The sequence below is a fragment of the Streptomyces sp. Y7 genome, assembly GCF_043195415.1.
Classification (GTDB): Bacteria; Actinomycetota; Actinomycetes; order Streptomycetales; family Streptomycetaceae; genus Streptomyces.
The window spans coordinates 31,895-46,395 of the sequence record NZ_JBIDDQ010000010.1; the positions used below are offsets into that span (position 1 = coordinate 31,895).

The window sequence follows — 14,501 nt, forward strand, 5'->3', positions numbered from 1 at the left end:
GTCTGCGCGTACCCTTGCGCGGGTGAATGCCACCGATCGCACCCCCGCCGACCTGCTGCGTTCCGCGCTCGCCGCGGACCCCGGACGCCCTCTGGTGACCTTCTACGACGACGCCACGGGAGAACGCGTGGAATTGTCCGTGGCCACCTTCGCCAATTGGGTGGCCAAGACCGCGAACCTGCTCCAGGGCGACCTCGGCGCCGGGCCGGGCGACCGGGTGACGGTGTTGCTGCCGACGCACTGGCAGACGGCGGTGTGGCTGCTGGCGTGTTCCTCGGTGGGCACGGTCGCGGACGTGGGCGGGGACCCGGCGACGGCCGACGTGGTGGTGAGCGGGCCGGAGGACCTGGAGGCCGCGCGGGCATGCCGCGGTGAGCGGGTCGCCCTTGCGCTGCGCCCGCTCGGCGGCCGTTTCCCGCAGCCGCCGGCCGGCTTCGCGGATTACGCGGTCGAGGTGCCGAGCCAGGGCGACCGTTTCGCGCCGTACGCCCCCGTCGACCCCGAGGACCCCGCGCTGATCGTCGCGGGCCGGGAGTTCAGCGCGGCGGAACTGGTCGAGCGCGCCCGCGCGGAGGCTCCGGCCCTCGGTCTCACCGGTCCGGGCTCACGGATCCTGTCGGCCCTGCCGTACGACACCTGGGAGGGCCTGAACGCCGGCCTGTACGCGGCGCTGGCGACCGGCGGCTCGGTGGTCCTGTGCCGGCACCTCGACTCGCTGAGCGAGGAGTCCCTGGCCAAGCGGATCGAGGCGGAGCGGGTGACGGCGACGGCGAGGTAGGTACGGGCACCGTCCCCCCTGCGACACCCGGCGTCAGCATCGGCGCTCCTGGGGGCTGCCGCCCCCAGACCCCCGCTTCGGCCCTGAACGGGCCTCGTCCTCAAACGCCGGACGGGCTGAAGGTGCGGACCGGCGCCAAGAACACCGCACAACGGCCCGACACCGGCGTCCCACCCCGAACACCGCACAACGGTCCGACACCGGCGCCCCACCCCGAACACCGCAAGCCCGGCCCGAGCGCCGCAGGCAACCTCACCCGTTCGGCCCACCACCACCCACCCCCCACCCCGCATCCGGGCCATGGTCGTAACAGCAGCCCACACCACACGCCGCTGTACGCAATGAGGGGTGGACACAGCCGTGACCGACACCGCAGACGCGCACCGGGGGGCGTCGGCCAGCCGGAAGGGGCTCGTGCGGCGCTGGGTCCGGCGGGGGGCGATCGGGGTCGGGCTCGTGGTCGTCGTCGCGGGTGGAGTCGCCTGGGGCGTGTACGCCAAGCTCGACTCCAACATCACTCCGGACGAGGCCGCCGCGGCGGAGCTCGCCCGGTACGAGAAGGAGCGCCCCACCTCGCTCGTGCGCGGCGCCCAGAACATCCTCGTGATCGGCTCCGACTCGCGCGCCGGCTCCGGCAACCGCCGCTACGGCAAGGACTCCGGCACGGAGCGCTCCGACACCACGATCCTGCTGCACCTGTCCTCCGGCCGCCGCAGCGCCACGGCCGTCTCGATACCCCGTGACCTCATGGTCGACGTCCCCGGCTGCCGCCGCCCCGACGGCCGCCGCAGCGAGCCGATGTTCGCGATGTTCAACTACGCCTTCCAGGTCGGCGGTTCGGCCTGCACCGTGCGCACCGTGGAACGGCTGACGAACATCCGCATGGACCACCACATGGTCATCGACTTCCACGGCTTCAAGGAGATGGTCGACGCCCTCGACGGCGTCGAGATCTGCCTCGCGAAACCCATCAACGACAAGGCCGCCAAGCTCAGGCTCCCGGCAGGCAAGGTGACGCTCGACGGCGAGCAGGCCCTCGGGTACGTCCGGGCCCGGAAGTCCCTCGGCAACGGCAGCGACACCGACCGCATGGACCGCCAGCAGCGCTTCCTCGCCGCGCTCGTGCACAAGGCGCAGAGCAATGACGTCCTGCTGAACCCGGTCAGGCTCTATCCGGTCCTGGACGCCGCCACGTCGTCCCTGACCACGGACCCGGCGCTGGCCAGCTTGCGTGGTTTGTACGAACTCGCGCGGGGGGTGCGCGACATCCCCACCGAACGCGTGCAATTCCTCACGGTTCCGAGGGAGTCGTACGTCTACAACGCCAATCGCGATCAGCTCGTGGAACCCGAGGCCGAGCGTCTCTTCGAACGGCTGCGGGTCGACGCGCCGGTGGAAGTCGTGAATTCGACCGAAAAGTCCCAGGGCCCGCTCCGCGATTCTTCGCACAAGCGTTCCCGCGACGGCGGGGGAAAGTCGGGTGCCGAGCGGTCCGACGAGCCTGGCGGAGCCATCTCTCCGGCACCCACATTCCGCGGCAGTACGGCCGCCGAGAACCCCTGCGGGTAAAGCGCTCACCAAGTCCACGAACCCCGATTCAAAGAAATGCGACGGATTGCCCAGTTGTAGGGACGTGGAATTTGTCACCGTCGTCGCTCCACGCTGAACTGGGCGGATAGTGTGAGCGATCCGGTGCTCCCTGCCGTAGTTAGGCTTGCGCACTGTTTGACCGAGACCCGAGCGCCTTGGAGGGGGTAGGCGCCGCGTGGCCCCGACGGAGGATTCAGACAACCGTGGACGCGCAAGGCCGTGGGCGGGCGGACGACATCGATCCCGCAGACCAGTGGGTGCTCAATCCGAACACCGGTGAATACGAACTGCGACTGGGTCCTTCCTCTCCGCAGTCACCGGTTCCGGGACCCCGCAGAGCCGCTTCCCGCGCAGGAGCCGCCGCACGTTCGGGCGGTACGGCCGCCAAGGGCGCGGGGGGTGCCCGCGCCGCGGGCGACGCGGGGGGCACCGTACGGAACAGGACCGCCGCGCCGGGACGTGAGTCCCGCCAGGCGCCGGGCCGTGAGGTCCCGCCACAGCGCAGGCGCAGGGGGGCGCCGGAGGAGCCTCTGCCGGGGCGGCGCAGTCGCCGGCCGGTGAAGAAGAAGGGCAAGGCGAAGAAGGCCGCGCTCTGGACCGGCGGCGTGATGGCGTTCGTGGTGGTCGCCGCCGCGGCCGGTGCCTACCTCTACATCGAGCACCTCAACGACAACATCCAGTCCGTGAACGACGACGGCGCGAGCACCGGTGGCTTCAGCAAGGACAAGGCCATCAACATCCTGCTCATCGGCACGGACAAGCGCACGGGCGCGGGCAACGAGAAGTACGGCGACTCGGGCAGTGCGGGTCACGCCGACACCACGATCCTGCTGCACGTCTCCAAGGACCGCTCGAACGCGACCGCGCTGAGCATCCCGCGCGACCTCATCGTCGACATCCCGGACTGTCCGACCACGCAGGAGGACGGCTCCGAGAAGGTCATCCCGGGCGAGACCGGTGTCCGCTTCAACACCAGCCTGGGCCAGGAGGACCGCACGCCCAGTTGCACCGCGCGTACCGTCACCGAGCTGACCGGGATCAAGCCGGACAACTTCATGGTGGCCGACTTCAACGCGGTCAAGACGCTGACGACGGCGGTCGGCGGTGTCGAGGTGTGCCTGGCCAAGGACATCAATGACCGCGACTCCAAGCTGAACCTCACCAAGGGCAAGCACACGATCGAGGGCGAGGACGCGCTGGCCTTCGTGCGCACCCGGCACTCGGTCGGCTTCGGCGGTGACCTGAGCCGGATCGGGCTCCAGCAGCAGTTCCTCAGCGCGCTGATGCGCAAGCTGAAGTCGAACGACACGCTCAGCAGCCCGACCAAGATGATCAAGCTGGCCGAGGCGGGCACGAAGGCGCTGACCGTCGACTCCCAGCTCGACTCCATCGACAAGCTGAAGGACCTGGGCCTGGAGCTGGGCAAGCTCAACACCAAGAACCTGACCTTCACGACGGTTCCGGTGATCGACAACCCGGCGGAGCAGGTGAAGACGACCGTCGTGCTGAACGAGTCGACGGCGCCCGAGGTCTTCGAGGCGATCCAGAACGACGTCTCCTTCACGGCGGTCAAGGAGCAGAAGCAGAAGGAGGCCGCCGCCGTGGCCGCCCGTCTCAAGGGCACCAAGGCCGACGCCTCCGAGGTGCGGGTGCAGATCCTCAACGGCGGGGCGAAGGACGGCAGCGCCTCGGCGACGCTCACCTGGCTGCAGAACGAGGAGGGCGTGACGAAGTCCGAGAACGCGGGCAACGCCCCGGCGGCGCTGGCGAGGACGACGCTGGAGTACGGGCCGGACCAGGCGGACCAGGCGCGCCGGCTCGCCGACATCATGGGGCTCTCCGGGTCGGCGATGAAGCCGGGCAAGAGCGTCACCAACTCGCAGGGGCTGCCCACGATGACGCTGACGCTGGGCAAGGACTTCAAGGGCGCGGGCGTGTCGATGACCGCGCCGACGAAGGCGCCGGACGTGGAGAAGTCCACGGCCGACAAGGTCGAGTGCGCCAAGTAGCCCGCCGTTGGCGGCCCGCCGGGCCCGTCCCGCCCGCCTCTCGGGCGGGACGGGCCCGCGCCCGCGTGGTGCCCGGGGCAACCCGGTCCACGTAGGGGGATCGCCGCGCGAGGACCGTCGTAGGGAAACTGCGGCGCGGAACGCAACTGTCTCCGTCGCTCGTTGGTCTGACACACGACACCGGTGTGTCGGCCGGCGTTGGCCGGGCGCGCCACGCGGCCGGGCCGGCGCGGATTTTGCCGGCGCGTGGCCAACCCGGCTCGGACCCACAGAGGTCTGACAGGTGGCGAACCGGTGTCGGACAGGGTGGCCTGGCATGGTTCGCTCCGCACCGGACAGGGAGGTCCGACGCGGAGCACGGCCGTGCCGGGCAAAGGGTGGGGAAGGGCGGAGAGTTGGCGCAGAGCAGTGTGCGAGGGGAGGCCCCCGCGGTGGACGACACCATGTCGCTCACCCCGCGGGCCGACCAGGACACGCCGGCCGCCCTGAGCGGCCGGCACGGTGGCGGGGGTTCCGAAGGCGGCCGGGGAACCGACGGCAGACCCCGCAGACGGCGCGTGCTGCGCTGGTCGGCGACGGTACTGGCGGTGGTGATACTGGGCACCGCGGGTGCCGGTTATCTCTACTACCAGCACCTCAACGGCAATCTGAAGAAGGACGACCTCAACATCGGCGACGCCAAGGACCGCGCCGCCGAGTCCGAGGCGAACGCGGCCGGGCAGACGCCGCTGAACATCCTGCTGATCGGCTCGGACGCCCGCGACACCGAGGAGAACCAGAAACTCGGCGGCGCCAAGGAGACGTTCGGCGGCACACCGCTCGCCGACGTCCAGATGCTGCTGCACGTCTCCGCCGACCGCACCAACATGTCGGTCGTCAGCATGCCCCGCGACACGCTCGTGGACATACCCAAGTGCACCGACCCCGACAGCGGGGACGTCTACGACGCCCGTCAGCGCGCGATGACGAACCAGTCGCTGGGCCGCGGCGGTCCGGGGTGCACGGTGGCCACGTGGGAGAAGCTCACCGACATCCACATCGACCACTTCATGATGATCGACTTCTCGGGTGTGGTGTCGATGGCGGACGCGATCGGCGGCGTCCCGGTCTGTGTCGACAAGAACATCCACTCCAAGGACAGCGAGGGCCACGGCTCCGGGCTGAAGCTGGAGAAGGGCACGACGTACGTCAAGGGCGAGCAGGCCCTGCAGTGGCTGCGCACGCGGTACGGCTTCGAGGACGGCAGCGATCTGGCCCGCGCCAAGGCGCAGCACCAGTACATGAACTCGATGGTGCGCGAGCTGCGCAAGAACGCCAAGCTGAGCAACCCGAACAAGCTCCGCAAGCTCGCCGAGGCCGCCACGAACGCGCTCACCGTCGACGAGGGTCTGGGCACCGTCGCCAAGCTCTACGACCTGGCGGGCGAGCTCAAGAAGGTGCCGACGTCGCGCATCACCATGACGACGATGCCCAACCGGTACGTCGGTTCGCGCGTGGAGCCCACCGAGGACGCGACGAAGCTGTTCCGGCTGGTGCGTGAGGACATCTCGCTCGACGGCAAGGGCAAGAAGAAGACCACCGAGGAGACGGCGCCCACCGACCCGGCCGCCGCGGACGGCGAGATCGCCGTGCAGGTGCAGAACGGCACCCGCACCGATGTCCTCGCCCCGGTCTCAGGGCGGGCGACCACCGTCGCCGGGCTGCTCGTCGACAAGGGCTTCGGGCGGGCCGTCGCGGACTCCTCGACGACGCCGACCGCGGACACGACCGTCGTGCGCTACCCGAGCGCCGAACTGCAGGGCGACGCCCAGCGGCTCGCCAAGGCCCTCGGCATCCCGACGAGTGCCGTGGAGAAGTCCACGGACGTCTCCGGCGTCACCCTGGTCGTCGGCGCCGACTGGCGGGAGGGCACGGCGTACAAGGCCCCGAAGCAGGACGACAGGACTCCCGACACGGCGGAGGCGCTGAACGCCTCCGACACCAAGGCGTGCATGAAGGTGAACGACGGATTCACCTGGTGACGGGCACCGCGCCCGGCGGCCGGCTCGGTCGACGCCGAGCACCGCGGGGCGCGGGCCTCATGTGGCGCTCGGCGCCGCCGGACGTGGGCCTCAGCCGGCGCTGAGGACCGCGGGGCGGCGGGAGGCGATGACCTTCCGGGCCAGCGAACGCGGGCTGGTCAGGAAGCCGTAGCCCCAGGACATGTGCATCGTCGCGAGCGCGACGGGGATCTGCAGGCGCGCCTTCAGCGACAGGCCCCTGCCCGCCGGGACCGAGCCCGCGGCGATCGCCGCGAGGTAGCCGCCGGGGACCACCAGGGCCCACGGGGTGACCAGGGCGCCCAGCACCAGGCCCGCCGCGATCGCGCAGACCGCCGTCGGCGGGGCGAGATAGCGCAGGTTGATGGAACCGGCGTGGTAGCGGGCGACGACGTGACGCCAGCGGCCGTAGTCCTTGTACTGCTTGGCGAGGGCCTTCACCGACGGCCGCGGGCGGTAGGACACCTTCAGCTCCGGCGAGAACCAGATCAGGCCGCCCGCCTCGCGGATGCGGAAGTTGAGCTCCCAGTCCTGCGCGCGGATGAACTCCTCGTTGTAGCCGCCCTGCTGCTCCAGCGCCTCGCGGCGGAACACACCCAGGTACACGGTCTCGGCGGCCTGGGCGGCGCCGCCCGTGTGGAAGGCCGCGTTGCCGACGCCGATCTTCGAGGTCATCGCGGCGGCGACGGCGTGCTCCCAGTCGTTCTCGCCCTCGGCGTGCATGATGCCGCCGACGTTCTGCGCGCCGGTCTCCGCCAGGAGGCGTACGGCGGTGGCGATGTAGTTCGGCGAGAGGATGCCGTGGCCGTCGACGCGGACGACGATCGGGTGGCGGGACGCCTTGATCGCGGCGTTGAGGGCGGCGGGGGTGCGGCCGGTGGGGTTCGGGACGGTGTGCACACGGGAGTCGTCCCGTACGAGCTCGGCGGCGATCTCGTCCGTGCGGTCCGTGGACGGACCGAGGGCGATCACGACCTCCATCTCGCCGGCGTACTCCTGCGCGAGGATCGCTTGGACGGCTCCGCGCAGATGCCGCTCCTCGTTGAGGACGGGCATGATGACGGACACGGCGGGGAGCTGCACGTCGGGATTGGCGTTCATAGGGGGCTCACGTTACCGCGAACGGGGGACACCGGTGCGCCCCGCCGGTGCCGGTGCTCCGGGCAGCAGATCGTATGGCCCTACGGTGCTCACGGATCCCACGTTCGGCCCCCAGGGCAAGCCCCAGCGGAGGTATCGCTTCATGCCCACGCCGCCCCGCCGCTCCCCCGCCCCCGCGCAGCGACGCCCGCAGCCGTCCCGCGGCGGCGAGCGGCCGGTCGCTCCAGCGCGGCGCAGGCGGCCACGCTGGGCCATGCGAGCGGTGACGACGCTGTCCGTCGTGGTGCTCGCCTCCGCCGGCATCGGGCACGCGGTGGTGACCAGCCTGGACGCGAAGATCGCGCGCGTGGACCCGTTCAAGGACATGAAGAACCGGCCGCCGACCGGGCACGGGATGAACGTCCTGCTCGTCGGCACCGACGGCCGCGACCGCATCAGCGACAAGGAGCGGCGCAAGTACAAGCTGGGCGGCGCGCCCTGCCACTGCACCGACACGATCATGATCGTGCACATCTCGGCGGATCGGGAGCGCGCGAGCGTGGTGAGCCTGCCGCGCGACTCCTACGCCGAGGTGCCGGCCGGCGAGGGACGCGAGGCGCACCCGATCAAGATCAACGCGGCGTACGCGGAGGGCGGTCCGAACCTCACGGTGCGCACCGTCGAGCACATGACCCACGTCAAGATCGACCACTATCTGGAGGTCGACTTCACCAGCTTCATGAAGACGGTGGACGTGCTCGGCGGGGTGCGGATCTGCACCGCCGAGCCGCTGAAGGACTCCTACACCGGGCTGGACCTGCCGGCCGGCTCCCATCGGCTGATGGGCGGCGAGGCGTTGCAGTTCGTGCGCGCCCGGCACATCGACAGCGACTCCGACCTGGGGCGGGTGCAGCGTCAGCAGCGGTTCATGGCGGCGCTGGTGGAGCGGGCGACATCGTCGGGGATCCTGCTGAACCCGATGCGGTTCCGGGACGTCACGCGGGCGGTGCTGGGGTCGGTACGGGCCGACAAGGAGTTCGGCACGGGCGAACTGCTGGACCTCGGGCGGGCGATGCGGAACTTCTCACCGTCGTCGTCGGAGTTCACGACCGTGCCGATCGGGCAGCTGGGGTACACGGTCAAGGGCCTCGGGTCCACGGTGAAGTGGGACAACGAGCGCGCCGAGCGTCTCTTCCGGGCCCTGCGCGAGGACGAGCCGCTGGCCGGGCAGCGCCCGAGGCACCGGGCCGTCCCGGTGGAGGTCGCCCCCCAGCAGATCCGTGTCCAGGTGGAGAACGGCACCGCGCGGGAGGGCCTCGGCAAGCGCGCCGACGCGGCGCTGGCGGGGATCGGGTTCCGTACGACGGGAAGCCCGGTGGCCGCCGCGGAACGCTCGCTGAAGCGGACGGTCGTCGCCCACGATCCCGGCTGGGACCGCTCGGCGAAGTCCCTGGCGGCGGCGCTGCCCGGGAGCGAGCTGCGGGCGGTGAAGGGGCTCGGGCCGACGCTGAAGGTGATCGTGGGCACGGACTTCGAGCAGGTCCGCAAGGTGCGGGCGCAGGACCCGCTGCAGAGTCACTCGGCGGTGGTGCGGGGCGACGAGACGGGGTGCTCGTAACGGGCTCGTGGCTCCGCGACAGGGTCGGGATCCGGCCATACCGTCTCGACCGCGTTCCGCCGGCGCTGTGACGGACGGCTCAGTCCTCGAACCCCTCCGCCGCCCGCTTCTCGCGCAGTTCCTTGATGGCGCGGCGGCGGGCCAGGCGGTGGGTGCGGCGGATCTGGGCCTCCTGGTAGCGGCGGTTGTCGCGCTCGGTCTCCGGCATCACCGGAGGCACCCGGCGCGGCTTGCCGTCCGCGTCCACCGCCGCGAACACCAGGTACGCCGAGCCCACCTGCGTGGGCGGCGTCGACTCGTTCCAGCGCTCGGCCAGGACCCGCACGCCGACCTCCATCGAGGTCCGGCCGGTCCAGTTGACCTGCGCTTTCACATGGACCAGGTCGCCGACGCGGACCGGCTCCAGGAACACCATCTCGTCCATGGACGCGGTGACGGCGGGGCCGCCGGAGTGCCGGCCGGCCACGGCTCCCGCGGCGTCGTCGACGAGCTTCATGATCACACCGCCGTGCACCGTCCCCAGAAGGTTGGTGTCGTTATGGGTCATGATGTGGCTGAGAGTGGTGCGGGAGGCGGATGTCGGCTTGCCCGGGATCTCCGGATTGCCCGACTCCGTTGCGGTGACCTGGTCTGTCATGACGTCCACCTTATGCCGAGCTGACATTCGCGGACTTTGTGTTGGGTTCGCAACAGCCGTGCCTCTATTTTCCGCCGAACCTTGTAAGACCCCTGGCCGGGCCCTGCACACTGGGGCGCATGAATGACTGGCCCCAGGCATGGTCCGACGACAACCGCGGCAGCCGTTACGGACGCGGCAGCGCAGGCGCACAGCCCGAGGGCGCGCGCGTGATGCGACAGGTCCGCCGCGGTCCGGCGGCCTCGCCCGGCCAGGGCTACGGCAGCGTGCCGCAGCAGCCGTCGTACGTGAACGGCCAGGGGCACGGCGGCTACGCCGACGACGGCTACGACGACGGGTACGACAGCGGCTACAACACGGGTCAGGTCTACGGCCGCGGTGGTCCCGGCGGCCCCGGTGACGACGGCAGATACGAGCCGCGGCCCGCGCCGAACTGGCGCCGCCGCATCAAGCTGACGGCGATCACGCTCGTGACGCTGCTGGTGGTCACGAGTGTCGCCACCTACTTCTGGGCCGACTCCAAGCTCAACCGTGACGTCGACCTGTCCAAGGTCATCGACCGGCCGGAGGCGGGCGAGGGCACCAACTACCTGATCGTCGGCTCCGACAGCCGCGCGGGCATGACCGACGAGCAGAAGAAGGCACTGCACACCGGCTCCGCCGAGGGCAAGCGCACGGACTCGATGATGATCCTGCACGTCGGGAGCAACGGCGACACCCTGGTCTCGCTGCCGCGTGACTCGAACGTCACGATCCCGTCCTACAAGGGCTCCGACTCCGGCAAGCTCTACGAGGCCACCGGCCGGCAGACGAAGCTGAACGCGGCGTACGCGGAGGACGGCCCCGAGCTGCTGGTCCGCACCGTCGAGGCCAACACCGGTCTGCACATCGACCACTACGTCGAGATCGGCTTCGCCGGCTTCGCGAACATCGTGGACTCCGTCGGCGGCGTCGAGATAGACATCCCGAAGGGCGGCATCAAGGACTCCAAGTCCGGGGCCGACTTCAAGGAGGGCAAGCAGACCCTGAACGGCGAGGAGGCGCTGGCCTTCGTCCGTACCCGGTACGCGCTGCCCGGCTCCGACCTGGACCGGACGAGGAACCAGCAGAAGTTCCTCTCGGCCCTGGCCAACCAGGTCGCGACCCCGGGCACGGTCCTGAACCCCTTCAAGCTGTACCCGACCATGGGTGCGGGCCTGGACTCCCTGACCGTCGACAAGGACATGAGCCTGTGGGACCTGGCGTCCATGTTCTGGGCGATGAAGGGTGTCAGCGGCGGCGAGGGCAAGTCGATGAACATGCCGATCTCGGGCAACTCCGCGAACGGCAACCTCCAGTGGGACACCGCCAAGGTGAAGAAGCTGGTGGAGCAGCTGAAGAACGACGAGACGGTGACCGTCTCGGACAAGTAGGCGCGGCCACACTGATCGAGGGCACCCGTACCGGGTGCCCTCGACTGCTGTCAGGCGGCGGTCACATCGTGGCGCCGGCCATCGCGTGACAGGTCGCGGCGCAGCGGCGACACGCCTCCGCGCAGCGCATCATCTGCGGATCGTCCGGCATGGACATACACGCCTCGGCGCACATCTCACAGGCCTTGGCGCACATCGCGCACATCTCGGCCGACATGGGTGAGCGGCGCATCATCATGTCCGCGCACATCCGGGTCGTCTCGGCGCAGTCCATGAGCGCGCGCATGATCTGCATCTGTGCCTGGCCGCCCATCTGCATGCAGGAGCTCATGGTCTCCTCGCAGATGCTGTGGCAGCTCATGCACGCGTCGACGCAGTCCTGCATCTCCTTGCTCATCGGCATGGTTCCGGGCTGGGTCATGGCTCCTCCTGGGGGACGCGGGAGCCCGGGGCGGGCCCCGTGCTCTTCCGTCCTACGCCCGCCCACGGCGGGGCGCCATCGGGCGGGCGCGAACAATTCACACCAGAAGTCGCACAGGGCACGCACCCCCGCATTTCCGCCGGAGGCGGTGCCGCGGGCCCGAACGGGTGAAGGGTGCCCGGGAGACCCGGACACCCTTCGTCGTCAAATCCCGCGGGGCTACGGCAGGTTGCGCGCCATGACGATGCGCTGGACCTGGTTGGTGCCCTCGTAGATCTGCGTGATCTTGGCGTCGCGCATCATGCGCTCGACCGGGTAGTCACGGGTGTAGCCGTAGCCGCCGAGCAGCTGCACGGCGTCCGTGGTGACCTCCATCGCCACGTCCGAGGCGAAGCACTTGGCGGCGGCGCCCAGGTAGGTGAGGTCGGCGTCGCCGCGCTCGGAGGCGGCGGCGGCCTGGTAGGTCAGGGCGCGGGCGGCCGAGATCTTCATGGCCATGTCGGCGAGCATGAACTGGATGCCCTGGAAGTCGGCGATCGGCTTGCCGAACTGCTTGCGCTCCTGGACGTAGCCCTTGGCGTAGTCGAGGGCGCCCTGGGCGATGCCGAGGGCCTGGGCGGCGATGGTGATGCGGGTGTGGTCCAGCGTCTTCATCGCGGTGGCGAAGCCGGTGCCCTCCTCGCCGATCATGCGGTCCGCCGGGATGCGGACGTTGTCCAGGTAGACCTCGCGGGTCGGCGAGCCCTTGATGCCGAGCTTCTTCTCCGGGGCGCCGAAGGAGACGCCCTCGTCGGACTTCTCCACGACGAACGCCGAGATGCCCTTGGAGCGCTTCGTCGGGTCCGTGACCGCCATCACCGTGTAGTACTCGGAGACGCCGGCGTTGGTGATCCAGCGCTTCACGCCGTTGAGGATGTAGTGGTCTCCGTCACGGACGGCCTTCGTCTTCATGCCGGCCGCGTCGGAGCCGGCGTCCGGCTCGGACAGGCAGTAGGAGAACATGCCCTCGCCCTTGGCGAGCGGGGTCATGTACCGCTTCTTCAGGTCCTCGGAGCCGGAGAGGATCACCGGGAGCGAGCCCAGCTTGTTCACCGCCGGGATCAGCGAGGAGGACGCGCAGACGCGGGACACCTCCTCGATCACGATCACGGTGGCGAGCGCGTCGGCGCCCGCGCCGCCGTACTCCTCGGGCACGTGCACCGCGTGCAGGTCGCCCGCGACCAGGGCGTCCAGCGCCTCCTGCGGGAAGCGGGCGTCCTCGTCGACCGCGGCGGCGTGCGGCGCGATCTTCGCCTCGGCCAGGGAGCGGATGGCGTCACGGAGCATGTCGTGCTCCTCGGACGGGCGGTACAGGTCGAAATCAGCCGATCCGGCCAAGGTCTCTCACGCTCCAAGGACGCTGGGTGGCAAGTGTGATGCTGACGCTAATTACCGTTAAGTAACTCAAATTTTAGGGGGCGGCTCACGGGAGGGATACGTGAGCTTGGCGACAGCGGGGAAGTTGCCGGTCAGACCCTCCGACTATGCTCGGGCCCGCACGCCCCCTCCCCCTTATGGAGTCCCCCATGGCCCTCAAGATCACTGTGATCGGAACCGGCTATCTCGGCGCCACCCACGCCGCGGCCATGGCCGAGCTCGGGTTCGAGGTGCTGGGGCTCGATGTCGTGCCCGAGAAGATCGAGATGCTCGGCCGGGGGCAGGTCCCGATGTTCGAGCCCGGCCTTGAGGATCTGCTGCGCAAGCACGTCGCCGGCATCGAGGGCTCCACGGGCCGGCTGCGCTTCACGATGGACTGGGCGGAGGTCGCCGAGTTCGGCGACGTGCACTTCGTCTGCGTGAACACCCCGCAGAAGCACGGCGAGTACGCCTGCGACATGAGCTACGTCGACTCCGCCGTCGAGTCCCTCGCCAAGCACCTGCGGGGCCCGAACCTGGTCGTCGGCAAGTCGACCGTGCCGGTGGGCAGCGCGGACCGGCTCGCGGCCCGCATCCTGGAGCTCGCGCCGGGCGGCGGCGAGGTGGAGCTGGCCTGGAACCCGGAGTTCCTGCGCGAGGGCTTCGCCGTCGACGACACCCTGCACCCGGACCGGATCGTGGTCGGTGTGCGCAGCGAGCGCGCCGAGGAGCTGCTGCGCGAGGTGTACGCGACGCCGATCGCCGACGGCTCCCCCTTCGTCGTCACCGACTTCCCCACCGCCGAGCTGGTGAAGACCTCCGCGAACTCCTTCCTGGCCACCAAGATCTCCTTCATCAACGCGATGGCGGAGGTCTGCGAGGCCGCCGGCGGCGACGTCGCGAGGCTCGCGGAGGCCATCGGGCACGACGACCGGATCGGAAAGAAGTTCCTGCGCGCCGGCATCGGCTTCGGCGGCGGCTGCCTGCCCAAGGACATCCGTGCCTTCATGGCCCGCGCCGGTGAACTGGGCGCCGACCAGGCGCTGACGTTCCTGCGTGAGATCGACTCGATCAACATGCGCCAGCGCGGGCAGATGGTGGAGCTCGCCCGGCAGGCGCTGGGCGGCGGATCGTTCCTCGGCAAGCGGGTCGCGGTGCTCGGCGCCACCTTCAAGCCCGACTCGGACGACGTACGGGACTCGCCCGCGCTGAACGTCGCCGGACAGATCCACCTCCAGGGCGGCCAGGTCACGGTCTACGACCCGAAGGGCATGGGCAACGCCCGCCGCCTCTTCCCGACGCTCGGCTATGCCGACAGCGCGATCGAGGCGGTGCGCGGCGCCGATGTCGTCCTGCATCTGACGGAGTGGCGGGAGTTCCGCGAGCTGGACCCGAAGGCGCTCGGCGAGGCCGCGGCGGCCCGGGTCATCCTGGACGGCCGCAACGCCCTCGACCCCGAGCTGTGGCGCAAGGCCGGCTGGAGCTACCGGGCGATGGGCCGCCCGACCGCGTAGCGCTCCGC

General features: G+C 70.2%; 11 protein-coding genes. 7 read left to right on the forward strand and 4 right to left on the reverse strand.

The window, feature by feature from the left end; genetic code table 11:
- Positions 1-22: 22 nt before the first annotated feature.
- The 4 genes from ACGFW6_RS24655 (at position 23) to ACGFW6_RS24670 (ending at position 6,398) form a co-directional block, all read left to right on the forward strand.
- On the forward strand, positions 23-778 hold the full coding sequence (locus tag ACGFW6_RS24655; RefSeq protein ID WP_393513716.1) for a TIGR03089 family protein: 756 nt from the start codon (positions 23-25) through the stop codon (positions 776-778).
- 414 nt (positions 779-1,192) lie between these two features.
- Positions 1,193-2,347, forward strand: coding sequence for an LCP family protein (locus ACGFW6_RS24660; RefSeq protein ID WP_393514179.1), 1,155 nt, complete (start codon positions 1,193-1,195; stop codon positions 2,345-2,347).
- Between the two features lie 224 nt (positions 2,348-2,571).
- Positions 2,572-4,377: an LCP family protein gene (locus ACGFW6_RS24665; RefSeq protein ID WP_393513719.1), complete on the forward strand. Its 1,806-nt coding sequence runs from the start codon at positions 2,572-2,574 to the stop codon at positions 4,375-4,377.
- A gap of 443 nt (positions 4,378-4,820) precedes the next feature.
- Positions 4,821-6,398, forward strand: a complete 1,578-nt coding sequence (locus ACGFW6_RS24670; protein ID WP_393514181.1) for an LCP family protein — start codon at positions 4,821-4,823, stop codon at positions 6,396-6,398.
- Positions 6,399-6,488: 90 nt separating this feature from the next.
- Here the strand turns inward: ACGFW6_RS24670 and ACGFW6_RS24675 are convergent, their stop codons facing one another.
- The gene (locus ACGFW6_RS24675) at positions 6,489-7,517 is read right to left on the reverse strand and encodes a glycosyltransferase family 2 protein (protein ID WP_393513722.1); all 1,029 of its coding nucleotides are present in this window, start codon (positions 7,515-7,517) and stop codon (positions 6,489-6,491) included.
- A 142-nt stretch (positions 7,518-7,659) separates the two neighbouring features.
- Here ACGFW6_RS24675 and ACGFW6_RS24680 point away from each other — a divergent pair, with 142 nt between their 5' ends.
- Positions 7,660-9,114, forward strand: a complete 1,455-nt coding sequence (locus ACGFW6_RS24680; protein WP_393513725.1) for an LCP family protein — start codon at positions 7,660-7,662, stop codon at positions 9,112-9,114.
- Between the two features lie 79 nt (positions 9,115-9,193).
- Here the strand turns inward: ACGFW6_RS24680 and ACGFW6_RS24685 are convergent, their stop codons facing one another.
- Positions 9,194-9,751 (reverse strand): acyl-CoA thioesterase, encoded by a 558-nt coding sequence (locus ACGFW6_RS24685; RefSeq protein WP_393513728.1) that lies wholly within the window; start codon positions 9,749-9,751, stop codon positions 9,194-9,196.
- Positions 9,752-9,870: 119 nt separating this feature from the next.
- On the opposite strand from ACGFW6_RS24685, the gene ACGFW6_RS24690 reads away from it, so the two are divergent.
- Positions 9,871-11,163 (forward strand): LCP family protein, encoded by a 1,293-nt coding sequence (locus ACGFW6_RS24690; protein WP_393513731.1) that lies wholly within the window; start codon positions 9,871-9,873, stop codon positions 11,161-11,163.
- A 61-nt stretch (positions 11,164-11,224) separates the two neighbouring features.
- Here the strand turns inward: ACGFW6_RS24690 and ACGFW6_RS24695 are convergent, their stop codons facing one another.
- Positions 11,225-11,584, reverse strand: coding sequence for a four-helix bundle copper-binding protein (locus ACGFW6_RS24695; RefSeq protein ID WP_393513734.1), 360 nt, complete (start codon positions 11,582-11,584; stop codon positions 11,225-11,227).
- A 219-nt stretch (positions 11,585-11,803) separates the two neighbouring features.
- Positions 11,804-12,961, reverse strand: a complete 1,158-nt coding sequence (locus ACGFW6_RS24700; protein ID WP_393513737.1) for an acyl-CoA dehydrogenase family protein — start codon at positions 12,959-12,961, stop codon at positions 11,804-11,806.
- Between the two features lie 188 nt (positions 12,962-13,149).
- Between ACGFW6_RS24700 and ACGFW6_RS24705 the strand changes: the two genes are divergently transcribed.
- Positions 13,150-14,493, forward strand: coding sequence for a UDP-glucose dehydrogenase family protein (locus tag ACGFW6_RS24705; RefSeq protein WP_393513740.1), 1,344 nt, complete (start codon positions 13,150-13,152; stop codon positions 14,491-14,493).
- Positions 14,494-14,501 lie beyond the last annotated feature (8 nt).

Bases quoted from the DNA above. Each gene is read 5' to 3' on its own strand.
- ACGFW6_RS24670 (WP_393514181.1), top strand. From the start codon at position 4,821: ATGTCGCTCACCCCGCGGGCCGACCAGGACACGCCGGCCGCCCTGAGC.
- ACGFW6_RS24675 (WP_393513722.1), bottom strand. From the start codon at position 7,517: ATGAACGCCAATCCCGACGTGCAGCTCCCCGCCGTGTCCGTCATCATG.
- ACGFW6_RS24680 (WP_393513725.1), top strand. From the start codon at position 7,660: ATGCCCACGCCGCCCCGCCGCTCCCCCGCCCCCGCGCAGCGACGCCCG.
- ACGFW6_RS24685 (WP_393513728.1), bottom strand. From the start codon at position 9,751: ATGACAGACCAGGTCACCGCAACGGAGTCGGGCAATCCGGAGATCCCG.
- ACGFW6_RS24690 (WP_393513731.1), top strand. From the start codon at position 9,871: ATGAATGACTGGCCCCAGGCATGGTCCGACGACAACCGCGGCAGCCGT.
- ACGFW6_RS24695 (WP_393513734.1), bottom strand. From the start codon at position 11,584: ATGACCCAGCCCGGAACCATGCCGATGAGCAAGGAGATGCAGGACTGC.
- ACGFW6_RS24705 (WP_393513740.1), top strand. From the start codon at position 13,150: ATGGCCCTCAAGATCACTGTGATCGGAACCGGCTATCTCGGCGCCACC.